General features: G+C 68.0%; 20 protein-coding genes. 19 read left to right on the top strand and 1 reads right to left on the bottom strand.

The genetic code is table 11. The features are described 5' to 3' along the window. Positions 1-56 precede the first annotated feature (56 nt). From ABH933_RS35560 to ABH933_RS35515, 10 genes are all read left to right on the top strand, one after another. Positions 57-1,691, top strand: coding sequence for a hypothetical protein (locus ABH933_RS35560; protein ID WP_429424294.1), 1,635 nt, complete (start codon positions 57-59; stop codon positions 1,689-1,691). Next, a complete protein-coding gene (locus tag ABH933_RS35555) occupies positions 1,688-2,050 on the top strand; it encodes a hypothetical protein (protein ID WP_429424296.1) in 363 nt (120 codons plus the stop codon). The genes ABH933_RS35560 and ABH933_RS35555 overlap by 4 nt, the downstream gene beginning before the upstream one ends. Beyond that, positions 2,047-2,739, top strand: coding sequence for a hypothetical protein (locus tag ABH933_RS35550; RefSeq protein WP_429424298.1), 693 nt, complete (start codon positions 2,047-2,049; stop codon positions 2,737-2,739). Before ABH933_RS35555 ends, ABH933_RS35550 begins: the two co-directional genes overlap by 4 nt. Further along, on the top strand, positions 2,736-3,077 hold the full coding sequence (locus tag ABH933_RS35545; protein WP_429424300.1) for a hypothetical protein: 342 nt from the start codon (positions 2,736-2,738) through the stop codon (positions 3,075-3,077). Before ABH933_RS35550 ends, ABH933_RS35545 begins: the two co-directional genes overlap by 4 nt. Positions 3,078-3,084: 7 nt before the next feature. Further along, positions 3,085-3,402, top strand: coding sequence for a hypothetical protein (locus ABH933_RS35540; RefSeq protein ID WP_429424302.1), 318 nt, complete (start codon positions 3,085-3,087; stop codon positions 3,400-3,402). 4 nt (positions 3,403-3,406) lie between these two features. Continuing rightward, a complete protein-coding gene (locus ABH933_RS35535; RefSeq protein WP_429424304.1) occupies positions 3,407-5,602 on the top strand; it encodes a hypothetical protein in 2,196 nt (731 codons plus the stop codon). Positions 5,603-5,629: 27 nt separating this feature from the next. Further along, a complete protein-coding gene (locus tag ABH933_RS35530; RefSeq protein ID WP_429424306.1) occupies positions 5,630-7,474 on the top strand; it encodes a type VII secretion target in 1,845 nt (614 codons plus the stop codon). Positions 7,475-7,534: 60 nt separating this feature from the next. Then, positions 7,535-7,981 carry a hypothetical protein gene (locus ABH933_RS35525; RefSeq protein WP_429424308.1) on the top strand — a complete coding sequence of 149 codons (447 nt, stop codon included), beginning with the start codon at positions 7,535-7,537 and terminating at the stop codon, positions 7,979-7,981. Further along, positions 7,978-9,291 carry a hypothetical protein gene (locus ABH933_RS35520; RefSeq protein ID WP_429424310.1) on the top strand — a complete coding sequence of 438 codons (1,314 nt, stop codon included), beginning with the start codon at positions 7,978-7,980 and terminating at the stop codon, positions 9,289-9,291. The genes ABH933_RS35525 and ABH933_RS35520 overlap by 4 nt, the downstream gene beginning before the upstream one ends. 336 nt (positions 9,292-9,627) lie before the next feature. Further along, a complete protein-coding gene (locus ABH933_RS35515) occupies positions 9,628-10,587 on the top strand; it encodes an acyl-ACP desaturase (RefSeq protein WP_429424312.1) in 960 nt (319 codons plus the stop codon). Positions 10,588-10,663: 76 nt separating this feature from the next. On the opposite strand, the gene ABH933_RS35510 is transcribed toward ABH933_RS35515, so the two are convergent. Continuing rightward, positions 10,664-11,749, bottom strand: coding sequence for a hypothetical protein (locus ABH933_RS35510; protein ID WP_429424314.1), 1,086 nt, complete (start codon positions 11,747-11,749; stop codon positions 10,664-10,666). Positions 11,750-11,938: 189 nt separating this feature from the next. Between ABH933_RS35510 and ABH933_RS35505 the strand changes: the two genes are divergently transcribed. The 9 genes from ABH933_RS35505 to ABH933_RS35465 all read left to right on the top strand — a co-directional run bounded on the left by ABH933_RS35505 (position 11,939) and on the right by ABH933_RS35465 (position 24,174). Further along, the gene (locus ABH933_RS35505) at positions 11,939-12,874 is read left to right on the top strand and encodes a C40 family peptidase (RefSeq protein WP_429424316.1); all 936 of its coding nucleotides are present in this window, start codon (positions 11,939-11,941) and stop codon (positions 12,872-12,874) included. Between the two features lie 258 nt (positions 12,875-13,132). After that, positions 13,133-14,896 (top strand): type VII secretion AAA-ATPase EccA, encoded by a 1,764-nt coding sequence (eccA, locus tag ABH933_RS35500; RefSeq protein WP_429424318.1) that lies wholly within the window; start codon positions 13,133-13,135, stop codon positions 14,894-14,896. A gap of 4 nt (positions 14,897-14,900) precedes the next feature. After that, positions 14,901-16,451 (top strand): type VII secretion protein EccB, encoded by a 1,551-nt coding sequence (gene eccB, locus ABH933_RS35495; protein ID WP_429424320.1) that lies wholly within the window; start codon positions 14,901-14,903, stop codon positions 16,449-16,451. After that, positions 16,451-20,446, top strand: a complete 3,996-nt coding sequence (gene eccCa, locus ABH933_RS35490) for a type VII secretion protein EccCa (RefSeq protein WP_429424322.1) — start codon at positions 16,451-16,453, stop codon at positions 20,444-20,446. The genes eccB and eccCa overlap by 1 nt, the downstream gene beginning before the upstream one ends. Positions 20,447-20,531: 85 nt before the next feature. Further along, a complete protein-coding gene (locus ABH933_RS35485) occupies positions 20,532-20,852 on the top strand; it encodes a hypothetical protein (protein ID WP_429424324.1) in 321 nt (106 codons plus the stop codon). A 19-nt stretch (positions 20,853-20,871) separates the two neighbouring features. Then, on the top strand, positions 20,872-22,494 hold the full coding sequence (locus tag ABH933_RS35480; RefSeq protein WP_429424326.1) for a PPE domain-containing protein: 1,623 nt from the start codon (positions 20,872-20,874) through the stop codon (positions 22,492-22,494). A 31-nt stretch (positions 22,495-22,525) separates the two neighbouring features. After that, positions 22,526-22,915 carry a hypothetical protein gene (locus tag ABH933_RS35475; protein WP_429424328.1) on the top strand — a complete coding sequence of 130 codons (390 nt, stop codon included), beginning with the start codon at positions 22,526-22,528 and terminating at the stop codon, positions 22,913-22,915. A gap of 42 nt (positions 22,916-22,957) precedes the next feature. After that, positions 22,958-23,257: a WXG100 family type VII secretion target gene (locus ABH933_RS35470; RefSeq protein ID WP_429424330.1), complete on the top strand. Its 300-nt coding sequence runs from the start codon at positions 22,958-22,960 to the stop codon at positions 23,255-23,257. Positions 23,258-23,280: 23 nt separating this feature from the next. After that, positions 23,281-24,174, top strand: a complete 894-nt coding sequence (locus tag ABH933_RS35465) for an ESX secretion-associated protein EspG (RefSeq protein ID WP_429424332.1) — start codon at positions 23,281-23,283, stop codon at positions 24,172-24,174. Positions 24,175-24,474 lie beyond the last annotated feature (300 nt).

Genomic DNA, 24,474 nt, shown 5'->3' with positions numbered 1-24,474 from the left:
ATGGCGGGCTCCTCGCTGTGCCGTCGAGCTGAGCGGGCGGTGGTGAGGAGGAAGCGATGGTGCTGAATGTCGATCCCGCGGAGCTGGCTTCGGTGGCCTCCGGGCTCGCGAACACGGCCACCGGGACGGCCGCGGCGATACCTCGCGGTTGGGTCACGCCGGGAGGCGCGGATCCGGTGTCCGTCAAGGCCGTTCCGGCGCTGAACCTGGCGAAGGCGGAGTTGGCCAACAAGGTCACACACGTGCTGCAGCACGGGGTGCACGGCACCGCGGCGAATATCGGTGCGTCGGCGGCGGATTACTCGACGACCGATGCCGAGGGTGGTAGCAGGCTCGGCGGCTCGGGCGGCGGCACGGTGGCCAATCCCGTGACGGTCCAGGGCAGTTACGTTCGGCACGTTCCGCCCGCGCCGACGACTTCCGATCCCGAACCGGTCGACCCCTTGACCCTGGCCGAGCATCTCCACTCCGGCCCCGGCGTCAGCCAGGCCGGTACCGTCGCCGACGAAGTTCGCAGCTACCTCGGCGGCGCGCACGCCGCCGCGCACTCCCACGTCACCGCCGCCGCGCAGACGGTTCAGGGCTGGCAGCCGGTGGGCGAGCAGGTGGCCAGATCCCTTATCGGACATGCCGATTCGCTGGACCAGCTGGGCGGCGGCCTGCAGTCGCTGATCGACGGAATCGACACGTACAGAAATGCCTTCACCACGGCCAGGTCCGCGCACCCCACACCCAAGGAGGTCAAAGCGACGCGCGAGAAACTGCTCACCGCGATGCGGTCGAAGAATCCAGCCGCGCTCGCCGAGGCGATGGCGAAATTCCAAGAGCAGAACGCCCTGTCCGCCGACGTGCTCGGCAACTACGCCGCGGCCGTCGGCGTGGAACTCGGCACTACCACGGCCGCGGCCGGCGCGGCCGGCTCCGACTGTGGTTCGGGTTCGGGTAGTGGCGGAGCCGGAGGTGGCAGCGGGACAGGCGCATCCGGCGGCTCCGGTGCGGGCAGCGGCACAACCGCGGGGTCCGGATCGGGTGCCGGAGCAACCTCCGGCGCCGGAACGCCCTCCGGGTCGGGCGCGAACGCCGCGGCCTCCTCGGGCGACTCGAGCCTGCTGAGCTCGCTGGTCACCATGCTGCCCTCGCTGTTGAGCATGGGACAATCTGCTATACAGCAAGCGACACAAAAGAACTCCGGCGCAGATTCCCTCGACGGCTTCGATCCGATGACCGCGAGCAGTCCGACTATCCCCGACCTGAGCAACCTGGGCGACCCGGCGGCACTCGGCGGTGGCGGGGGTTCGATCGGTGACGCCACCGCCGGGGCGGAGAACATCGCCCTGGGCGGCCTGCCGATGGTCGGCGCGGCGTCCGCGATGGACTCCTTCGCGCTGCCCGCGGCCGCGGTCACCGAGCCGATGACCTCCGCAATCACCGCTGCCGAGGGCATCGCGTCCGGGGGCGCGGGCGGTGCCGGCGGCATGCCGTACATGCCGATGATGCCCGGCATGGGCAACCAGACCGGCGGCACGGGCGGCGAGCGTAACCGGGTGGTGGCCTGGCATCCCGACCGGCTCATGTACGTCGACGACACTCCCCACACCGAGCAGGTCATCGGCGAGAAGCCCAAGATCGCCCCCACGGTCACCCCGGCAACACCGGTCAATCAGGTTCCCCCCCAAGGAGGTTCGACGTGAACGACATCCATCCCGACGTGCAGGCGGCCCTGGACGCCGCCCGCGACTTGCGCAATCGCATTGCCGATCTGCGTGAGCGGATGGACGCGATCAAGGCACGCCGCCCCTCGCCCAGCGGCCTGGTGGTGCCGGAGGTGGACGCGATGGGACGGCTCACCACCCTGTATCTCGCGCCCGGCACCGCCGCGCGCTTCGACAACGCCGAGCTGACGGCGGAGATCATGGCCGCCATCCGGGAGAGCACCGCCGACGCGGCGCGCCAGTATCGCACCCTCATGGACGCCGATCCATGGGCCGAACCGGAGGCCGCGGAGCCCGAATCCGCCGACGGGACAACCACCCCCGCGGAGGTGTCATGACTTCCGCGGAGGTCACTGCCGCCGACGCGGTGCGGTGGTTGCACGACGAGGGCCTGGCACGCCTGGCCACGGTCGGTGCGCGCATGCCGAATCCGGTCGTGGCCTATGCGGTAGACATCGGAACCGGCACCGTGACAGCGCATCCGGCGACGAGCCCCGGCAAGGGCACAGATACGGTAACCGTGGCCGCCGACGATCTGCCAGGCCCCGACGGCACCACGCGTCGGCTGTTGGTCGCCGGAATCACCACGGCCGACGCGGTTCTCGTGCTGGATCTCGCGGTGGCGGATCGGATCACGATCAACGGTGAGCGCCCGGAGGCCGCGGCCCGCTCCTGGACGATGCAGCTGCTGCTCAACAGCGAGATCACCATCACCACCAACAGCATCGAGCTGGCGATCGCCGACAGCCCGCGCTGCCGCCACGGGTTCATTCCCGGTGCCGGAGCGACGATTCTGAACATCGATGACAAGCACCCCCCGATCAGCACCGTCACCCTGAACGCTTCCGACGAGCGCCCGGATCACCTGGACATCGCCGACGACGGTTCGGCCGAACTGTATCTGGGCTCGCGCTTCTGGGCCCTGCGGCAGGTGATGCAGATCGACGACGGCGCCTGGGCGGAACTCGCCGCCCGCCTGGCCATGCCGGATGCCCCGGCCCCCACCGAGACGGAGAACAACCTGTGACCCAACTGTACGACGCGGATTCCGAAGACGCAGCGGCGCAGCCGGACTGGCAGAGCAAGATCTACGAGGTCTTCAACCCCGAGGGCACCGTGGGCGTCGGCTGCAACCGGGACGGCGAGATCGTCGGGCTGCACCTCACCGACGATGCCCGCGAGGAGGGCGACACCTGGCTGGCCGCGGAGATCGTGCGCCTGGGCAAGCTCGCGCATCTCAAGTCGCGGGTGGGGTTGCGCGCGGAGATGATGGACAACGGCACCGGTTCGCACACCATCGACGCGTTCGACCTGCCCACCGAGAACTCCTACCGGCAGGCAGAGCGGTCCGAATTCGGCCAGTGAACCAGCCATGGACCTGCACGATATGGACTCCCCGGCGGAGGTGCTCGCCGCCGCCGGGCGGTACCACACCGCCGCCTCCTCGGTCGCCGAGGGCATCGCCCGCATACTGCGGGAGTTGACCGCGCCCCAGCCCGGGCGCTCTCCTTTGGATCGCGAGTTGCTTGCCAGGCTCGGGTGGATCACCGAGAGCCTCGCTGCGGTGGCGGACGGCCACGGCGACCGAGTTGCCGATACGCACTCCGCCGCAACAGATTCCGTTCTCGCGCTGGAAGAGGCCGACGCGTCCGGCGCCAGGATTCTCGACCGGGCCGATCCGGATGGCTAGCGGCATGCCTGCTCAGACGCACTATTGGGATGCCATCGTCGGTGACAACTGGCCCGCGATCGGACCGGACCGGTGGGGCACGCTGGAGACGACGCTGCGGGAGGCCGCCTCGACCGTGGATGTCGACGGTCTCGAATCCGCCCGCCGCGACTTCGACGAGCGGGTGCGGGCCAGCGCCGCCCTACAGCCGGTCAAGGACGCGATGGCCGCCCACCAGGGTGATTCGCGGGAACTGGTGGATGCCGTGGCGGCCGCGGCGGATCTGCTGCGCGACTTCGCGGCCCTCGCGAATCGGACCCGCAACCGCATACTCGACATCGTCGACGACGCGCTGGCCTCCATCGCAGGCATCACGGAAAAGTCCGCGGGGAAACAGGCGAGGATCGGTCAGGTTCACGACATCGTGACCGCCGCACGCGAGCGCGTCGAGGCGGCCGTCTCCGGCGCGCCGCACGAGGTCGATCCGCCCTGGTCCGGGCTCCGTGCAAGAATCACCGAACTGGCTGTCTCGCACCATCTTCCGGCGTTGAATTCGGCGGGAATCAGCCAGGTACCCGCGATGCACGTCCTGGACCGCCGGGGCGCGGATTCATCCGCCACCGATCCCGCGGGCGACCCGGCGGATGGTTCCGCGGCGGCTGTCGCCACGCTTCCGATGTCGGCGCGGCTCTCGCGTGATCCCGCACTCTCGCAGGGGGGCTCGCACCATCCCACACCCACGCTGGCCGATCTCGGCGATGCGGCGCCCGCCTACCCCGGCGTCGCGGACGATGTGGGGTCGGTCGTCGCCGCTGCCCCCCGGGATGTCCTTCCCGATACCGGCGGTCCGAGTTCGGTCACCGCTCCCGATCCGGCGGATGTCGCTCCCGATCCGGCCGAGGTAACTCCCGACACGGCCGATGGGGGAGCGATACCCATGCCGGTCGTATTCTTGCCGCAGGACCCCACACCTGCGACGCCCTCCGAGACGGTGGCGTCGGCGAACAAGAGTGAGGAGGTCTCACCGTATGTGCGATCTCTGGAGCGGGTGACCGCGGACCCGATGGGAGACCAGGGCTCCGCCGCCGAATCGGGTACTGCCGGCGAGCCGCAACGCGGGGCCACCGCCGAGGGCGCGGCGGGGCGGCCACGCCTTTCGGGCCATGACAGCATCGCCGCCAAGCCCGGATCCGGCAGCGCGGCAATGATCCGGTCGGTCGTGGGCGATGCGATGGCCGCGGCGGCGGGACCCGTGTTCGAGGTGGGCGGGCGCGGAGTGGACGGGCACCTGATACTCGCGCGAACCATCCTCGCCGGAATTCTGGCCGCAGTCGAATCATCCTGGTATGGAATCGGATTCGCGGTCGCGGTGCTGCGGCGGCCGGGCGGCGGCGTCATCGGCCTGGTGGCCTCGAACGAAGGGCGCGGCTGGCTGCCCGCGGGACTGTATCTGCCGCAGGAGCTTTCGACGCCGTGGCGCTGGTCTGAGGCGAGGCATTCGGGGTGGGAGGGTATTTCCGATCCGGCGCGGATATTGGCGGAATTCGTGTTGGAGCGTGGCAGTAGGTCCGATGCGCGGCTGGCGGCGCTGGTCTCCTCCGAGCCGATCGATGCCGGAATCCGGTGGCAGCTGGGCGAGGTGGCGCTGGAGGGGCGCGTCGCGGCATCGGCCGCCCTGCCGCTGGACGCGCCCGCTCCGGGACTGGTGGACCGGCTGGGCCTGGTCATCTCACCCGCGAACCAGGCGCGACTGGACCGAATTCCCTTGGCGGCGATCACTGCCCGCTGCGCCGACCTCGCGCGGGACGCACACCAGCGCGTCGCGCGAACGGGCGCGGGTACGGCGGCAACGCTCGGTGCGCCCGCCCTGCGACAGCGGCTGCTCGATACTCTCCGGCGGGGCGGGGACATCCCGCCGAACTGGTGGGACGAGCTGCGCGACATCGACGATCTGCTGGCCGCGACCGTTCTCACCAAGCGCATCGACGTGACCCGAATCCCCCTGGGAGAGCTGCGCTCCGGGCGTCCTGGTGCCGAGGTGTCGACGCTGCGTTCGATGGTCGTGCAGCGTCGCGCCAACGAGTTGGCACTGCTGCTGGCGAATGCGCCGGATCGCCGGATGCTGCGTGATGCCGTCTACGCTCACGGCCAGCTGACCGCGCAGCTGAGCGGCGTAGCGCGCCCGCCGGTCGTTCCCGTCGCTGGGAAGAAAACACAATAAAGGAGATTCGGCGGGAAAGGATGTGGCATGGAGACCGACCCTGATCATCTGCGGTTCCTGCGCGATCAACACATGAGGGCCCACGACCAGGCCGTCGAGGGGTCCAAGCAGCCGACCGAGTGGCTCGGGACATTCCTCGAGCAGTACGGCACCATCGCCCATCCCGTCCATCAGGCTCTGACCAAGTACTACCAGGCGCGCGAGGCGGCCTGGCTGCAGCACGCCGCCGACCATGCCGGCGTCGCAAAGGCGCTGGACGATTCGGCCAACGCCTACGAGCACACCGACGCGCTGGGCGGATCCAACATCGGCGATATCGGTAACCAATTCGGCAACCATCCCGGTGGAAATTCCCACGCTGGACAGACAGGTTCGAATGGGCCGACCGGTCCCGCCGTGCCCGTCGATCCGGCCACCACGCCCACCGGCACCACGACTTCCGGTTCAACTGCCCCGAACGGGGCACAAGCGGGCTCGCAGACCGAGCATCGCCCGGACGATACGACGACCGGAATCCCCGGTGTCTTCGCTTCGGCCGGGGGCGGCCAGGGACCGGCGACCAACGGCTTCGGGTCGAACCTCGGTGGCGGCGGGGCGCCAACGGCGCACGACCCCGGGGGGATGGGGTTCTATCCGCTCGGCTTCGGCGACGCGGGGTGGGCCGGGCGCGGGCCCACCCCACCACCCGGCCCGCCGAGTGCCGGTGCGCCCGACCTGGGTCCGGTCATGATGCCGACCCCGTTCACAGCCGCGGTGGCCAAGGCGAAGGAGCGCGAGCGGGAACCCGACTTCGTGGTCAACGGTGACGCCGACAACGACCTGCTGATCGCCCGCACGTTGCTGGCCGCGGTGCTGGCTGTCGTGGAGGATTCGGTGGTGGGCACCGGCTGGGCGGTTTCCGTGATGCGCGGCTCCGCGGGCGCCGGCGTGTTCATCACCTCCAACGAGGGCCGAGGCTGGTTGCCGCCGGGGCTGTTCCTGCCGCGCGAGGTATCCACACCGTGGCTGTGGGACGAGGTCCTCGCGGATGACGGCCAGGGTTCCCCGTGGGAGGGCGTGTCCGATCCGGCCCGGGTGCTCATCGAATTCGGGCTGGCCTGGGGACCGAGGGCCGGTGCGGAGCTCTCGGCGCTGGCCTCCTCGGGCCCGATCGATCCTGCTCTGCGCGCACGGTTGAACAACGTGCCGATGCAGGGTCTCGTCGGCCCCGCCTACGACGTGGACCTGCGGGTGCCCACCCCCGATACCGCCGATCGCCTCACCCTCACCGGATCGGAGGGCGCGCTGGCACGCGTTGCCGCCGTGGACGATTCGACGGCGCGGGCACAGAGCGTGGAACTGGCGGCCGATACCCATGCCCGGCTGCTCCGTTCGGTTCCGTCGAGCCCCGAGGTGGCCGCGGCCCGCCGACTGCGCGAGAACATCCTGGCCGCGCTCCGAGCCGGAATCCCGGTGCAGCGCCCGCAGTGGGACGCGCTGCGCGACGCCGACGATCTGCTCGCGGCCTCCCTCATGGGCCGCCGCGTGGACCCGGGCCGGGTCGAATTGGGTGCGCTGCGCGTCGACAACGAGGCCGAGGGGCTGCGAAACATCGTCTACGAGCGCCGTTGCAACGAACTGGTGCTGCTGCTGGCGAATGATGACTCCACCCGCCAGACCCTCCGCGATGCGGTCTACGCGCAGGAGCAGGTCGTGGCGCATCCACAGTTCGTCGAGGCGCCCGCCGCGGTCACCGCGCCGGAACCGCAGCGCATCACCCGCCCGGCGCCCACCGGCGCGGTGTCGGCTCCCGCTGTGAGTGCGGGGCCGCCGCCCGGGGCCGTCGCGCCGGTCTCGCCGCCTCCGGGCAGCGCTCCCGATGTCCGGAACTGAGCGGGATCGCGAGCGATCCCGCCGGCCCGGATCTTTCACCGCAGTTGTGTGGAGTAGGTAATGGGTGGCGCCAAAGGCCGTTCGGGATCCGGCTCGAGCGGCGTGTCCAATCCGGACTGGTGGGCCGACCCGACCGGACCGTCGTCGGATGGCGCCCAGACGATGGGGCCCAACGGATATTTGCTGGCGGGACAGCAGCTGCGGAACGACGGCAATACGCTGACCTATCAGTCGGATGGCCAGCTTGTACTCGCTGACAAGAATGGTTTTGTACTGAAAACATGGGATCCGATCCTGGCATCAGGCGTCGATCCCTCCGAGTTGGCCGGCACTGCTCTGAGAATGGGCACCGACGGTTCCCTGTACGTCACGTGGGCTTTAAGCAAGTCGGTGTTGGCGACGATGCCGGACGTCGACACCATGAAAGGTGGCAAACCACAACTATCGCTCGGAAATGATGTCGCGAGAAGATTCCACACATCCAGGGAGGCGGTGTCCAGGGCATGACGACGGTCGACAACGGAACCGGTGTCGGCGCGCACTACTGGACGGTGACGCTGACGCCACCGGCGCAGGCACCGACAGCGTTGCGTGACTTCGTCGCCATGGCACAGAACGCCATTCAAATGGCGGTCGACCTGCTCGGCCGCAGAGCTCCCGAACTTCCCCCGGGAGTGGACGATCTGATGACCCCGACGATCTATCAGAGCCTCGGCACAGGCGAGGCCGACAAGAACTACAAGGCGATTCTGGCGGCGGTGGACCAGCGCAGGGATTCGCTGCTGGGCACCGACCAGACGGTCCTGCAGGCCGCCATCACGGTGTCGGCGCGCAGCGACACCGTCCTGCAAACGGCCGAGGGTGTCGTCGATCAGTTGCAGACCGAGTTGAAGTCGATCACCGGCAAGTTGACCGCCGCGCAGACCGCGGCCCTCATGCAGCAGATCGGCTACGCCGTGGACGTGGTCAACGCCCAGGTCACCTCGGTGTACGAGGCCAATCACGGCACCGCAAGGTCCCACGGTGCGAACGGTGGCGGGACGGGCAGCGGCGCGCCGACGCCTTCGAGTCCCACCGACCCCGGGGGCAGTCCGGCAAATCACAACGCAAATAACAGCACACCCACCAATCCGACTCCCACAACGAACGCCTCGCCCGCTTCGGAAACAGCCGCTACCGCGGACCCCACATCGTCGCTGCTGCAAAACATGGAGATGCAGCAGGCGCTGCAGGGTTTCTCGCAGAAGCCCTCGAACCGCGATCAGTCCGCGGGTGACGCCGCCAACTCCTCTGGTACCCAGCAGGGTTCACAGTCGACCACGCAGGATGCCACATATCAGACGGGGGGAAGTCAAACGGGAACGGGCGCACCGGCTTCCGCGACGTCGGCGCAACCGGTGGGCGCGAACGGGAGTCAGTTCCCCACCAAGACGATCGACGGGGTGTCCGTGCAACTCTCGCCCGTCGTCTGGCACGCCGTGGACAACGCGTTGAACTGGCACAGCGGCTGCGACGGCTTCGGCGCCTACGGCAACACCGCGGGCGATCCGTCCACGTGGACCCCTGCCGACCCGAACGATCTGCATACCGGCGACGTCATCGCATGGGACGACCGCAGCGCGATCATCGTGCGCGACAGCAAGGGGCTCTTCATGATCAACAATGGAAAGCTCGTGCCCTTGGATCCCTCCGCGTCCTTCGGGGAACACCCTCCCGGCTTTCTCCATCCCCCCGTCCCGGTTCCGCCCGATGTCACCCAGCCGGTGGTCCAGAACGCCTCGAATCGGCCCGCGACCGTCGCCGATGCGATTGCCTGATCCGATTGCCTAGTCCGATCGCCGGTGTGGCACGGTACATCGCCGATTCCGCCGGGATCGTCCCGGTTTGCCGCGTTTTCCCGGGGCCCCCCTATCGCACCGTCTCCCACACGAATCCACCACCAGCGGTTGATTAGCTATGCTTGCCCGCGAGGTCGTGCTCAGGCGCACCGGCGGCGCAGTTCCAGCCGCGAATTGCTCGTGTCGGGGGTTTCACAGCGCCGGCACAGCCTGCGCACAGTGCAATGCAAGCGCTCCACCGCCTACTGGTAATCACAGCCGGGGCCGTTCCCGGCCGCCACGCCCGTGCACGACTGACTACAGAAAGGCTTCTCGATGGCGAAGGATCTGACCCAGCTGGAAATCCTGAGGGAATTGGAGCCGGTTGCCGAGCAGAACCTCGAGCGCCACCTGTCGATGGCCAAGGAGTGGCACCCGCACGACTACGTGCCCTGGGACGACGGGCGCAACTTCGCCGCGATGGGCGGGCAGGACTGGGATCCCTCCCAGTCGCAGCTCAGCGAGGTCGCCAAGTCGGCGATGGTGACCAACCTGCTCACCGAGGACAATCTGCCCTCGTACCACCGCGAGATCGCCGAGAACTTCTCGATGGACGGCGCCTGGGGTACCTGGGTGGGCCGCTGGACCGCGGAGGAAAACCGCCACGGCATCGTCATGCGCGACTACCTGGTGGTGACTCGGGCGGTGGATCCCGTTGCGCTGGAACGAGATCGGATGATCCACATGACGAACGGCGTGCAATCACCGGCCGACTGGGGCGGTTTCCTGCAGAACGTCGCCTATGTCACCTTCCAGGAGCTGGCAACCCGTGTCTCGCACCGCAATACCGGCAAGGCCTGCCAGGATGCGATCGCCGACCGCATGCTGCAGCGCATCGCCGCCGACGAGAACCTGCACATGATCTTCTACCGCAACCTCTGCGGGGCAGCCCTGGACCTGGTCCCCGACCAGCAGATCGAGGCCATCACCCGGATCGTCACCAACTTCGTGATGCCCGGCCACGGCATGCCCAACTTCCGTCGCAACGGCGTACTGATGGCCAAGCACGGCATCTACGACCTGCGCCAGCACCTCGAGGAGGTCGTCGCGCCGGTGCTGAAGATCTGGAACGTCTTCGGCCGCAACGATTTCACCGCCCGTGGCGAGCGGGCTCGCGACGAGCTCGCGGAATTCCTGGAGAAGCTGGGGAAGGACGTGGTCAAGTTCGAGGAGCAGCGCGACCGCGCACTCGCCCGCGAGGCGGCCCGGGCCGAGCGAGAAGCGGTCAGCGCGTAGGGAACTCGGCCCATAGCGCCGCCGGTGATCGCCCGATCGGGACGGTCCTATCATCCTCGACCGGGCGGCCGCGAGTTCAGTGTGCCGCTGCCGGAGTGGTGGCTGGGGGGTTCGTTGTGACAGTCGGCGGCGGGGGCTGTTGGGGTGCAGCGGGTACCGCGGATGGATCCGCGGCCTGTGTTGTGTTGCCGGACTGCGGCTTCTGCACGGGCGGCGGGCTCGGTGGTGCCTGCGGTGTCTGTGGTGCGGCGGTGGCCGGTGCCGCAGTGGCCGGTGCCGCGGTGGCGGGCTGGGGCGCGGGGCTGGGTTGCGGCGCCGGACCTTGTTGCTGCGTGGGCGCGTTTCCGTTCTGCGGGCCCGATTGCTTGTGGTCCTGCTGGTCTTGATGCTGACCCAGCCCGAGTGCCTGGAGTATCGGCTGCGCAGCCTGCGCCAGCATCGGCAGCGCCATCATCCCCATGATCGGAAGCATCTCGAGCAGTGACCCGAGCCCCCCGCCCGAGGATCCGGAGCCGCTGCCCTGGCCCGGGTTGCCCGACCCACCACCCCCGTCGCTGCCGCTGCCGGATCCGCTGCCAGAACCGCTGCCGCTTCCGTCCGAGCCGGATCCGGATCCGCTGCCCGTGCCGCCCCCGTTCGCACCCGAGGACCCCGCGGTGCCGTGATTGGCCTCGTACACGGAGGTGACCCGGGCATTGACAACGTCCACGGCGTAGCCGATCTGCTGCATGAGGGCCGCGGTCTGCGCGGCGGTCAATTTGCCGGTGATCGACTTCAATTCGGTCTGCAACTGATCGACGACACCCTCGATGTACTGCAGGGAGGCGTCCGTGCGCGCCGACACCGTGATGGCGGCCTTCAAGACCGTCGCGTCGGTCCCCAGCAGCGAATCCTTGCGTTTGTCCACCGCCGTGAGCAGGGCCTGATAGTTCTGGTCGGCCGAGCCGGTACCGAGGCTCTGATAGATCGGAACTCCCAGCAGATCGTCCACCGTCGGGGGCAGCTCGGGGGCTCCGCGGCCGAGCAGGTCAACCGCGGTTTGAATGGCGTTCTGGGCCATGGCGACGAAGTCACGCAACGCCGTCGGTGCCTGCGCCGGGGGCGTCAGCGTCACCGTCCAGTAGTGCGCACCGACACCGGTCGTGTCTTTGACCGTCGCCATGCCCTGGACACCGCCTCCCTGGATCTGTTCCCATTGTCGGATCTTCTCGTGACTGGGAATCGTATTCGTGTCGGCGCCGCGCGCCTGGTCCCATGACTGGGAACGACGTCGCCGAGGTAACGGCACAATGAGGTGACCCGAATCGAGAGGGGGAACGAGCATATGGGGGCCGGAGGTATGACGTCGTTGGTGACCGACGACCTTCCCCGTGTGCTGCAATCGCTCTTGAACCTCTACGGCACCGGCACGCCCACGAGCGGCCGTGCCGCCTCGATACGGGATATCGCCGAAACCGCCCCCGGCCCAGCGAATTCCGGAATGGATACCTATCACGATACCCGCGGCATGCAGCGGGCGGCGGCCGAATCGCATGCCCGCAGAGACGAACTCGTGCACCAGGCGGTCTCCGAATCCGGTGCGGGCACGATGAACGGTCGCGGCCGGATAACCGATCAGATTTCCGACTTCCAAGCCCGTGCGCAGGCGATCGCCGCGTGCGGCAATATCCGATTCGGCGGGCCGGCGCTGCTGGACGCCGCTCAGCACGCCGTCACCAGCGCGACCCGGCAGGTGAATTCGGATGTGACTGCCGCACGCGAACAGGCATCGCGGATCGCGCCGCCGGTGACTCCGGCGTCGCGTATCGGCGGCCGGAAGGTCGTCACCTCCCGCCGCCGGCGCGGCAGTCGGGGCAGGCGGCGGGGCTCCGCCGCCCGGACGAGTCTCGCGCCCGCCTCGGACAGCACCGCGGGTGGCGAGGCGGTCAGGGCGGCGGGGACCTGGCTCGGCTCGCCTTATGTATGGGGCGGTGGTGGTTTCGAGGGGCCGAGTGACGGCGGCTTCGACTGTTCCGGGCTGACCCAGTACGCGATCGCCCACGCCAGCGGCGGCCACGTCATCCTGCCGCGCACGACCTACGAGCAGATCTACAGCGGTGTCCGGGTGCCACTGCAGGATGTGCGCCCCGGAGACCTGGTGTTTCCGGCGAGTTCGTTCAGCGCGCGCGGTCCCGAGCATGTGCAGCTCGCGGCCGGCAACGGAATGGTGATCGAAGCCCCGCATTCCGGTGCGAGCGTGACGATGTCGCGGATGCCGAGCCGGGCGGTGGTCGTCCGGGTGCTGTGAGGCCCCGCGGCCGACGGTCCGAGAAGCGGCCGTAGCCGGCGGCCGGGTCTCGGCCGCCGGCTCCTGGAGGTCAGATCGACAGGATGAGGACTGGCGATCTGAGAATTAATATACACCTGACTAGTGGCACGGTCAACAATGGCCCGTTAAGTAGAGTGAAGATGCTGCATATCGGCCTTCCCGATATTGGGAATAGGCGGAATCGTCCCGTGATCGCGAGTGTCTATCGTTCGCTGCAGACGGAGTGCGGTGGAAGGGATGTCCGAGTTGTCAGCGGCCGAGGACGCGTTCTATACGGGGGTACAAAGTCTCGGATTGGTGGCCGGGGGCGGCCGGAACGAGCCGCATGCGCTGGCCGCGTTCCGCACGGCCACCGATCTGGATCCGGACATGTGCGATGCCTGGCTGGGCCGGGCCATGGCCGGGGAGGTCACCGACGAGGTGATCTACGGCACCTACCGATCCATGCACAATCTCTACCGCGATCAACAGCGAGCGGGCCTGGTCGATCGGTCGCTGTGGTGCCAGGTCGAGGTCGGCATGTACGGGCTGCGGGTGGCGATGGCCGACCGCGACCAGATCGCCATCGCGCAGGCGTGCTCCTATGCGATCGGCGGCGAATGGCAGGAGGCCTCGGCCATCCTCGCGCAGGTGCCGCGGGACGAGGTGGCCGACTTCGTGCGCCTCTCGCTGTACTTCCGGACCAAGCGCTGGCACGACGTGCTGTCCGCGCGCTCGGCCCGGCCGATGCTGGACGATGGGCTGCTCGATATCGCCGCCGAGCTGATGACCGCGGAATCCCTTGCGCACCTGGACCGCATCGGGGAGGCGCTGCCGCGGGCGCAGCGCATCGTGGAGGACAGCTCCTCGGGCAGCCTGTCCTACATCTGGGCCGACGCGCATTACCTGCTGGGAATGCTGTTGCGGCACAACGGAGACCATGAGCAGTCCGATCGAATCCTGAACGGGCTGCAGGGCTCCGCGCTGTGGCCTGACCGCCCCGAGTGGCAGCGCGCGGTGCGGGACAAGACATATCGACTGGAGATCACCAGCGAGCAGTTGCTGTCCACGCGCACCAACCAGTGGGATCCGACCACCGGCGAGGACCCGGCCGCGCATGCCGCCACCGCCGCGCGGGCCGAACGCGACGGCCTGCTCCAGGATGCCTCGGATCTGCTGGACGCCCAGATCGGCATGGATTCGGTGAAGGAACAGGTCGACCGGCTCAAATCCGGCGTACTGATGGACCGGGTGCGCGCACAGCGAGGCCTGGCGGTGGAGTCACGCTCGCAACACCTGATCTTCTCCGGTCCGCCCGGCACCGGCAAGACCACCATCGCCCGCGTGATCGCGAAAATCTTTGCGGGCCTGGGGGTCGTCGAGAATCCGGAGGTGGTGGAGGCCTCCCGCAACGACATGGTCGGCACCCATCTCGGCCACACCGCCCCCAAGACCAACGCGCTGATCGACTCCGCGCTGGGCGGGGTGCTGTTCATCGATGAGGCATACACCCTCGTGCAGGAGGGGCTCTCCGGCGGCGACGCCTTCGGCAAGGAGGCCGTGGACACCCTGCTCACGCGCATGGAGAACGACCGGGACAAGCTGATCGTGATCATTGCCGGGTACGAGGACCAGATCGACCGCTTCCTGGCCTCCAATGAGGGCCTGTCCTCGCGATTCACCAAGCGCATCCGCTTCTCGAGCTACAACGCCGAGGAACTGGTGCAGATCGCCGATCACGTTGCGCACAAAAAGGACACGATCCTGTCCCACGGCGCCCGCGAGGTCCTGCACGACCGCTGCGAGGAGCTGGCCACGCAGAATCGCAACGGCCGCAAGCTGATCGATCTCGTCGGCAACGGCCGCTTCATGCGCAACGTCATCGAGGCCGCCGAAGGGGAGCGCGACTACCGGTTCACCCGCGACAGCCTCGACGTCTCGGCGATGACCAACGAGGAACTGATGACCATCGCCGAATCCGATATCACCCGGGCGCTGGCAGGCCTGGCGCCGGCGAGGTAGTCGGGTGCCTCGGTTCCGGGTCGTCACCCGGCATCAGATCTCGGGCTGGCGTTTCCTGTTCCGGCGCATCGAACATGCGCTGGTGCGCCGCGATGCCTCGATGGTCGACGATCCGGGGCGCGGTCGCTCCACCGCACTGTCGGTCGGGGTCGCGCTGGCATGCGTGGTCGTCCTCGGTTCGGCGGTGCTGGCCTTCTTCAAGCCCGCCCAGAAGGTGGCGCAGGCGAAGATCGTCTCCGAGCAGAACACCGGTGCGCTCTTCGTGCACATCGGCGATCGGCTCTATCCCGCGGTGAATCTCACCTCGGCGCGACTGATCGTCGGTGAGGCGTCGAATCCGGTGCCGGTCTCGGACGACGAGCTGTCGAAGTATCCGCGCGGTCCCCTCGTCGGCATTCCCGGTGCACCCGGCAGCACCGCCGACAACGGCCCCCGCGACTCCACGTGGACCGTCTGCGATTCCGCCCGTACCGGCGCCCAGGCCCCGCTCAACCAGGCCGGGCTGCCCACCACCGCCCAGCGCCCGGTGTGGACGACGGTGATCGGGGGTGCGCTCACCGTCGACGGCGACGCCGATCACGGTCTGCCCGACGGCCAGGCCCGGCTGCTGAGCAGTGGTTCGAACACCTGGCTCGTATACCGCGACAACAGCAAACAGATCGTGCGCGCTCTCATCGGCCTGACGGACTCGGCGGTGATGCTGGCGCTGGGCATCGACGCGACCTCCCCGGTGCTGGTCGCCTCCGCGGGTCTGATCAACGCGATCCCGGAGGCGCCCGCGATCAAGGTGCCGCAGATAACGGGCGCGGGGCGCGTGGTGACCCTGTCCTCGGGGCTGACCGTCACCGTCGGCTCGGTGCTGACCACGTACACCCCGGATCGCTTCCAGACCTACTACGCCGTCACCGAATCCGGTGTGCTGCAGATCAGTCCGGTGCTCGCGACCATGCTGCGCAGCGGGTACGCACATTCCGGCACGACGGCGACCACCGTCGGCCCGGACGTGATCGCCGCCAACCTGCGCCCCGGCACCTGGCCCGGCACGGAAACCTTTCCGGCACACCCGATCCAGCTCGTCGACACCGACAAGTTCACCGTGTCCTGCTACAACTGGTCCCGGACCTCGTCGGCGCAGAACGCGGTCGCCGATTTCCTTGTGGGGCAGCGCCTCCCGCTCCCGGTCAGCCAGCAGAACAGCCCGGTCGCGCTGGTAACCGCGCCCGCCTCGAACGGCAGCACGGCCGACGCCGCGTACCTGACCGACAGCCTCGGGCGGTTCGTGCAGGTGACCGGGGTGAATCAGGGGTCCGCGCGCCGGGAGTCGCTGTACTGGATCTCCGGCAGCGGGGTGCGCTACGGGGTCGACGCTCAGCTCGACCAGAGTGGAGTGGATCCGACCCTGTCCGCGCTCGGGTTGCGGGCTCCCGTGCTCGCACCGTGGAACATCGTCTCGCTGCTCGCGGTCGGACCGACGCTGTCACAGAAGAACGCCCGCCTCGCGCACGACGGCGTCGCCGCCGACGAGGCCGCGGTGGGACTGGGTGGAGGTAGCTGATGACGACCCGCCGCTTCGTGCGCCCCGCCCGGATGGTCAAGGGGCCCAAGGCTCCCGCGGTCACCGAGTTGCGCCTGCAGCCGCCGACCGAGCTTCCCAAGCCGGTGCCGCCGTCCCGGATCAAGACGATCATGCCCGTGATCATGGTGACCTCGATGGTCGGCATGATGGTGATGATGTTCCGTGGTGGCGGCAGTCTCTCGCCGACCATGCTGATGTTCCCGATGATGATGCTCACGTCGGTATTCGGCATGGTGGGTGGCGCATTCGGTGGGGGAGCCGGCGCCGCCGGACTCAACGAGGAACGCAAGGACTATCTGCGCAGTATCGGTGAGCACCGAAAGATGGTTCGCGACGCCGAGATCGAGCTGTCAACCTATCTGCGCTACACCCATCCCGGGCCCGCCGCGCTCGCCCCGATCATCGGCGGCACGCGCATGTGGGAGGTCCAGATGTCCAGCCCGCAGTTCCTGCGCGTACGGATGGGCCGGGGCCGGATCACCAACCAGGTCAGGGTGATCGTGCCCGAGGCCGCGCCCACCTCCGACCTGGATCCGGTCGGCGTGGTCGAGCTCACCCGGTTCGCCAAGGCGTATTCGACCGTCGGCGGAATGCCGATTGCGATCAACCTGCTCTCCGCGCCCCTGATCGGGCTGGATGGCGATCGGGGCGCCGTGGTCGCGCTGGTGCGCGCGATGATCGCCGAGCTCGTGGTGCTGCACGGACCCGACCAGGTGGCCGTCGCCGCGGTGCTGCCCGATCCGGATGCACCCGGCTGGGACTGGCTCAAATGGCTTCCGCACGTGCAGCATCCGTCCGACACCGATGCCCTCGGGCCGAGCCGGATGGTGTATCAGTCCGTCAGTGAGTTGCGAGTCAAGGTGTTGTCCGGACTCAACCGGGGTCCGTTCACCGCCAACGCCGACCCCAGCCTGGAACGCAAGCACTACGTACTGATCGTCGACGTCGGGGGCCCCGCCACCGACCGCGACATCTCCGGCATCGACGGCTGCACCTGGGTGCGCGTGAGTCCCGGCGAGCAATCCCTGCCGCGTGCATTGCGGTTCACGGTGGACCCGGATCGTTCACTGCACGAGGTGAATTCGCGCGGCGTGCGGCGCATCGGGGTGGCCGACGCCATGTCCGCGGGATCGGCCCTGTCGCTGGCGCGTTCACTCTCGCCGTATCGCCTCTCCACGGTGGTGGAGGCGGTCGCCGCCGAACAGGCCACCGTCGGGACCACCTGGCCCGAGATGATGCGCATCGCCGACGCGGGTGCGATCCGGGTGGAACGCCAGTGGCCCCGGCGGCGCGACGCCGACCGCTCCCGGCTCAATATCCCGTTCGGATACGACCCGGCGGGCGGCATCGTGCACCTGGACATCAAGGAGTCCGCCGAGGACGGCATGGGCCCGCACGGCATGTGCATCGGTGCCACCGGCTCGGGCAAGTCGGAATTCCTTCGGACCCTGGTGCTTTCGGCTGTCGCGATGCATTCACCCGACACGCTGAACATGTTGCTGGTCGACTTCAAGGGCGGCGCGACCTTCCTCGGCTTCGATCGCCTGTCCCACGTCACCGCGGTCGTGACCAACATGGAGGAGGAGGCGGACCTCGTCACCCGCATGGAGGACGTGATCAACGGCGAAATGGCCAGGCGCCAGCGCATTCTGCGCGACGCGGGAAACTTCGCCAGCGTCGCGGACTACGAGCGGGCCCGCGAGCAGGGCGCGAAACTCCCGCCCATGCCGACGCTGCTGATCATTCTCGACGAATTCGCCGAACTGCTGGAACAGCATCCGAACTTCACCAAGCTGTTCGTCGCGATCGGCCGCCTGGGGCGGTCGCTGCGCATCCACCTGTTGCTGGCCTCCCAGAAGGTCCCCGCCAGCCGCATGGGTGAACTCGAGGCCCACCTGTCCTATCGAGTCGCGTTGCGCACCAACCAGACCAGTGACTCCCGGGACGTCATCGGCACCGCAGACGCCTACCACCTGCCTAAGAAACCCGGCGCGGGTTACCTGCGGGTCGGCTCGGGCGATCTGCAGCGTTTCCAGGCGGCATATGTCGGCGAGCCCTATATCGCGCCGGCGCAGGCCAGCGTCGGCGGCGGAAAGCGCCAGAACCGGTCCGCCGGGGGATACCGTCCGCCGCAACTGTTTCTGGCCGCCCACATCACCGAGACGAAGCCGGCCCCGGTCGCCGCCTCCGCGGTGGTCCCCACGCCCGCCGCCGACGAGGGCGATCCGGTGACCATGATGGAGACCGTGCTGCAGCAGCTCGCCGGGCACGGACGCCCGGCCCACGTGATGTGGTTGCCGCCGTTGGGTATTCCGGCGACCGTCGACCAGCTCGTCACCGCGGTCCAGCCCGGCACGCTGCAAGTCCCGCTCGCCATCATCGACAGGCCGCGCCAGCAGCGTCAGGACGTCTGGTCGATGGACCTGTCGGGGGCCGGTGGTCACGTCGCGGTGGTCGGCGGTCCGCAGTCGGGTAAATCAACTGCGCTGCAGACGCTCATCATGGCCGCCGCGGCCACACACACCCCCGAACAGGTCCAGTTCTATTGCCTGGACTTTTCCGGCGGCCTGTCCGGTCTGCGTAATCTCCCGCACGTCGGGTCCGTCGCGTCCGCCCGCGACGGCGATCGCATCCGCCGGACGTTCGCGCTGGTCAACAACCTGATCGCCGCCCGCCAGGCGCTGTTCGCGGAGCTCGGCATCGACGGCATGCGCGAATTCCGCCGCCGCCGGAACTCACCGCAGGAGTCCGCCGAGCTGACCGCGCGCGGCGACGCACACGGTGACGTGTTCTTCGTCGTCGACGGGTGGGACATCGGATTCGCGGTCACCGGGCCGTATTTCGACGAATACTTGCCGCTGATGGAGGCGATCGCTGTCCAGGGCCTGAACTACGGTGTGCACCTGGTGATCAGCAGTTCGCGCTGGGCGGCGGTGCGGGCCTCGATCAAGGATCTGCTGCAGACCCGCCTGGAGATGCGCCTGGGCGACCTCACCGACACCTCCTTCATGGCCCAGCGCGCCTTGGTCGCCTCGATTCCGCCGGATCGCCCCGGACGCTGCATCTCCGCCGATGCCCTGCACATGCTGACCGCACTGCCACGGGTCGACGGGGTCGGAGAGGCCGCGTCGGTCAGCGCCGGAATGGCCTCGGCCATCGAGCATTTCGCCCGGATATACGGCGGGCGCCGGGCACCGGAGGTGCGGCTGCTGCCCGCGCAGATCACCCTCGAAGAGATCACCGCGGGGCGTCCCCAGCCGGTGTCGCTGGCTCAACGGCTGGTGCTGCCGTTCGGCGTCCGGGAATCCGACCTCGGCGCCGCCGCAGTCGATTTCGGCGTTTCCACGCACCTGATCGTGCTGGGCTCCTCGGGCAGCGGAAAGTCGACCGTGCTGTCGGCGCTGCTGCGGTCGATCGGCCGTCAGTTCGCGCCCGACCAGGCGAAGGTGGTGCTGATCGACTATCGCCGCAGGCATATGGACCTGGTACCGGAATCGCAGCTGATCGGCTACCTGACCAGCGAGCGCGACGTGCTCGAGAGCCTGCCGGGCTTCGCCGCGACGATGCGCAACCGCCGGCCGCCCGACGGCGTCACCTCCCAGCAGCTCCGGGATCGCTCGTGGTGGAGCGGGCCGGAGGTCTTCGTCGTGATCGACGACTACCACATGGTGGCCCAGCGCGGCGCGTTGAATCCGCTGGAACCGTTGAAGGACATCATCGTCGACGGCCGCGACACCGGACTGCACGTGATCGTGGCCCGCAATATCGCCCAGGCCGACACCGCGATGTACGACAACGTGCTCGGGCAGATGAAGAACCTCAATTCCTCGGGCTTCATCATGGACGGTTCGAAGCTGGACGGCATTCTCATCGGCGACGTGAAGGCGAGCAAGCAGCCGGTCGGCCGCGGCATCTTCGTCGAGCCCCTGCATTCACGCCGTGACCTGGTGCAATCCGCATGGACGCCGGATTGATTCCTCGAGTTCCCACAAGTGGGAATGGCTTAGTTTTCTCCTTATACGGCCGGTTCGAGCGGGCCGGCGATGAGGAGGCATTTCAATGTCTGGTCGTGTTGAACTCCACGAGGGCCTGAACGGCGTTGCCAGCTCGCACGCGCAAATCGCAGCGGGGGTGGGTACGGCGATTTCGACGAATTACGGTCCGGCCGGCCCGGTTCCGGGCGCACTGGATGTCGTGACACACATGCTGTCCCAAGTCTTGACGACATACAGGCCGACGTTCTTCTCGCCGACCGCCACCGCGGTGGGGTACCAGCAGGACGGTTCGAGTGCTGTGCTGCAGGCGAATTCGACCTATCACAGCACGGATGTCTCGGGCGGCGCGGAGGTCGGCTCCCGGGACGTCTTCGAGCGGGCCTGACGAGCCGAGGTAGCGGTCGATGACTTCGCCGTCGCCATCTTCATGGCTCCAGAATCCGAATCAGCCCCCGTCTCAGACCGTCAACACCACCACGACGTCACAGGTCTCCCCGACGGGCGCCACCCAGACGCCCGCCGGCTTCCTGCCCGTGGAGCGCCCGGACCCCACGCCTGGTCAACCGGGCTTCGGAGTCTACGCGCCGGTACCCGACGCGGCGTGGTACGTGACAACGCCACTGACCCACGCTCAGCAGGTGGCACAGGTCGGTCAGTTGATGAGCTCGCTGTCGAGTTTCGCGCAGACGTTCGATTTCATCGCACTGCCACCGGAAGTCAACGCCGCGCGCCTGACCTTCGGGGCGGGCGAGGTCCCGATGCAGGGCGCGAGTGCCGCCTATACCGCGATGGCGGCGACATTGCACGCCGCGGCGGGCGACTCCGATGGAACCAACCATGCCATGGGGCAGATCTGGCCGACGGGCCAGACGGCGCAGACGGCATTCGGCAACCATGCCGCCTGGTTGCACGGTCAGGCCGAAAACGCCGCGCGCAGCGCGCAGGTCGCCTCGGGCGCGGCGGCAGCCTATATGACGGCGGTCGGCATCATGCCGCCGGTGGCGGAGTGCCTGGCGGCCAGGGCGGCGCGAGACACCGCGATGATCGCCGCGGCCACTACGGGAGTGATGACCCACGCGGCCCTCGGCGCGGAATACTATTACGAGGTTGTGCTCCGGGGGCAGGCTGCGACCTCGATGACAACGTATTCGGCTGCGGCGAATACGATTGTGGCGGGCCTGCCGACCGTGACTCCGCCGCCGGAGATCGCCAGCGGCGGCGGGGGCGGTCTGGGAGGTCCGGGTGCGGGGATACCGATCACGGGCGGTGGCGGCGTGCCGCTGGGGCCGCCCACCGCAGTCGGTAACCCGGTCTCACTGGCCGGCCAGTCGGTGACATCGGCCGGTTCGCAGGCCGTCAGCTCGGCGGGATCCACGCTCGGCAATCAGGCCGCGAACACGCTGGGTAATCAGGCCGCGGACGCACTGGGACAGGCGGCGTCACAACAGCTTCCGAGTCTCGGGCCCGGTGAGTCGGCGCTGGCCGACGCGCTGAATCCGCCCGGCGCGGAGAATCTCCCGGACTACGCCGGCTACGGGCAGCAGTACGACCCCTACGGCCTTTCGCCGTACTCCAGCACGCTGGCCGGTCTCGGCGGCGGCGTCGGCAGCATGGTCGCGATGAACATGGCGCGGGGCGGCCTGGGCGCGATGTCCGGCGCCGCAACGGGTTTCCGGATGCCCGCCAACTGGGCCGCCCGTACGGCAAAGGTTTTCGGCGCGCTCGACGAGCCGGTTTCGGAACCGATGGCTCCGTCCGCTGCGTCGCGGGGTGCCAGCGCACCGGCCGAGCGGATGCGCCGCGACAAGGAGAAGAAGCGGCGGACATCCGGACGGGTGATCGCGCCCGGCGCGGATCCGAACGTGCCGGAGCTGGAGGACGCCCCGGTGATCGGCGTTCTCGAATTTCGGGACGACGAGGCCGTCCAGGATGTGGCCGATGATCTCGCGCTCTCGTTCGGGGTTCTCGAAACCGCCGACGAGGATGCCGCGCCGCAATACGTCGCCGGTGATTCTCATCGGGACTGAATAATAGCCACTGATTCGAAAGGAATTGGACATGGCAGGCTCGACCATTACATACACCGGTGACCCGCAACTGCTACAGAAGGGGGCCAACGACACTGCCTCGTGCCTCGGCGAGCTGGAGAGTCAGCTGCGGGCGCTGTCCAACGTGCAGGATCTTCTACAGGCGGCGGTCCAGAGCGATCACACCGGGCAAAAGATATACTCCGCCCTCGGAAATGCGTGGACACAGGGAAAATCCCTCGCAGGTACGCTGGAACAGATTTCGGAAGGGCTGGCCCGTTCCGGCGTTCAGGTGGATGCGGAGGACCTGCAGGGCGCTGCCAAGATTGCTGCCCAGCAAGCAACAGGCGACGGTTCCGGCGCGGACCTCGGCAACTGGAGCGGGAAGATCAACACCGCCGATCTGAACTCACTGACCTGACCGAACCTGCATCGATGGAAAACACGGAAGGATTCTGAAATCATGAAGTTCGACTTCACCGCGGTCGATGAGCATACCGCGACGCTCAGGCAACTCGTAACGTCCATGGAAACTAATTTGGCAAACATGCAAAGTCTCAAGAACGAGCTGCTGTCCGAATTCCAAGGTGCTGGTGCACATGGCTACGAGACGACATTCCATGCCTTCCAGCAGAAGCTCGACAGTTACAACACCGCTATCCACCAGCTCGAGGTCGCGGTCGGCGACGTCGCCGGTAGCCAAGGTCAGATGTCGGCTACCGATCGGAGCAACGCAAACCGCTTCCTGGCCATCAAGGTTTAGTGGGGCTACCGCACTTGTCCGAGATGTCGTCCGCGTCACCGCGTGACCAGCCCGCGCTGGGCTGGGAGCTCGGCAATGATGCGGACACCGATCCCGTCTCGATCGAGGTGAATGTCGATGCCGCCCTTTTCCTGAAGGATCTGGTCGGCATCGACTCCTATCCGTGGATGCTGGCGCTGCGGCCGAATATATTCCTCGTCGCCGACCGCAACCGGGTGCGCGAGGTCATCAGGCCGCAACTCACCCAGGCGGGAATTCTGGTCGACGGGAGGGTGCATCCGGTGGTCGAGCGCTGGCTGAACTGCCTCTATCGGCCGGACGTCGAATTGCTCGCGCGCATCGTCGACACCGGTGTGGAGGGAGAGGACGCCGACAAGGGTCTGCTGCGCATGTCCCTGGTGCGCCGCGGTACGGATCATGTGTTTGCCATCCGCAACGGCGATCATGTGGTGATCCAGTCGGTGTTCTGTCGTCCGGGCGAGTTCGAGACGATCTGCGAGGCCCTGCTCGCGGCGCTGGGTTCCTCTCCCGCACTGAATTTCGCCCCGATGACCGCGACCCTCGAGCAGTTCGCGGAGGTGCCCTCGGGGCAGGAGCGGCGCCGCAGGGCACTACAGGAACTAGGAGCGCAGACGCATACCGCTGCGGCGCTGAGCCGTGCCATGGATCAGGTCCTGCGGCGGGCGGATCTGGCGATACTCGAACATCACGATGGCGCGGAGGCGATTCCGGAGATCGTGATGACGGTGCAGGACACCCTGTCCGGACGCATCGTCGTGACCCCCCGGGTGGCGATGGACGGGCAGGTTCGGTACACCTACGCGCCCGGCGACGACGCCGCCGTGCTGTCCGGAATGCGGGCTCTGGTCGATCTGATGCCCGGCCACAGCTGGTTCGACACCAGCCGGAGCGACTGATCGTGTGCCGCTGCGGCTTTCGAGAGGGTGAGGAAATATGAGCCGGACGAATACGAATGGCGACACGGCGCGTACCGTCCGCACGCGCGGCGGGTACGACGCCTACTTCACCCAGGATGCCGTGGCGATTGATGGCGTGGAGGCCCGCGGAACGTATCCCGCCGTTCGCCCCGGCGAGCGCGGAACCGGCGCGGTCGAACCGGCATCCGAATCGACGGCCGAGAGACCGGATGAGCAAGTGCAGCAGCCTTTTTCGGAGTCGGGACGAACCAGGAAGATTGATCGTCCCTGGCCCACGCA

Origin of the sequence: Nocardia sp. GP40 (assembly GCF_050434125.1) — a bacterium.
In the GTDB taxonomy this organism is placed as follows: Bacteria; Actinomycetota; Actinomycetes; order Mycobacteriales; family Mycobacteriaceae; genus Nocardia; species Nocardia albiluteola.
This window is presented reverse-complemented; position numbering and strand designations above follow the sequence as displayed.

Excerpts from the sequence above, each read along its gene's own strand:
- ABH933_RS35560 (WP_429424294.1), top strand. The coding sequence starts at position 57 with ATGGTGCTGAATGTCGATCCCGCGGAGCTGGCTTCGGTGGCCTCCGGG.
- ABH933_RS35550 (WP_429424298.1), top strand. The coding sequence starts at position 2,047 with ATGACTTCCGCGGAGGTCACTGCCGCCGACGCGGTGCGGTGGTTGCAC.
- ABH933_RS35540 (WP_429424302.1), top strand. The coding sequence starts at position 3,085 with ATGGACCTGCACGATATGGACTCCCCGGCGGAGGTGCTCGCCGCCGCC.
- ABH933_RS35535 (WP_429424304.1), top strand. The coding sequence starts at position 3,407 with ATGCCTGCTCAGACGCACTATTGGGATGCCATCGTCGGTGACAACTGG.
- ABH933_RS35530 (WP_429424306.1), top strand. The coding sequence starts at position 5,630 with ATGGAGACCGACCCTGATCATCTGCGGTTCCTGCGCGATCAACACATG.
- ABH933_RS35525 (WP_429424308.1), top strand. The coding sequence starts at position 7,535 with ATGGGTGGCGCCAAAGGCCGTTCGGGATCCGGCTCGAGCGGCGTGTCC.
- ABH933_RS35520 (WP_429424310.1), top strand. The coding sequence starts at position 7,978 with ATGACGACGGTCGACAACGGAACCGGTGTCGGCGCGCACTACTGGACG.
- ABH933_RS35515 (WP_429424312.1), top strand. The coding sequence starts at position 9,628 with ATGGCGAAGGATCTGACCCAGCTGGAAATCCTGAGGGAATTGGAGCCG.
- ABH933_RS35510 (WP_429424314.1), bottom strand. The coding sequence starts at position 11,749 with ATGGCGACGGTCAAAGACACGACCGGTGTCGGTGCGCACTACTGGACG.
- eccA (WP_429424318.1), top strand. The coding sequence starts at position 13,133 with ATGTCCGAGTTGTCAGCGGCCGAGGACGCGTTCTATACGGGGGTACAA.
- eccCa (WP_429424322.1), top strand. The coding sequence starts at position 16,451 with ATGACGACCCGCCGCTTCGTGCGCCCCGCCCGGATGGTCAAGGGGCCC.
- ABH933_RS35485 (WP_429424324.1), top strand. The coding sequence starts at position 20,532 with ATGTCTGGTCGTGTTGAACTCCACGAGGGCCTGAACGGCGTTGCCAGC.
- ABH933_RS35480 (WP_429424326.1), top strand. The coding sequence starts at position 20,872 with ATGACTTCGCCGTCGCCATCTTCATGGCTCCAGAATCCGAATCAGCCC.
- ABH933_RS35475 (WP_429424328.1), top strand. The coding sequence starts at position 22,526 with ATGGCAGGCTCGACCATTACATACACCGGTGACCCGCAACTGCTACAG.
- ABH933_RS35470 (WP_429424330.1), top strand. The coding sequence starts at position 22,958 with ATGAAGTTCGACTTCACCGCGGTCGATGAGCATACCGCGACGCTCAGG.
- ABH933_RS35465 (WP_429424332.1), top strand. The coding sequence starts at position 23,281 with ATGTCGTCCGCGTCACCGCGTGACCAGCCCGCGCTGGGCTGGGAGCTC.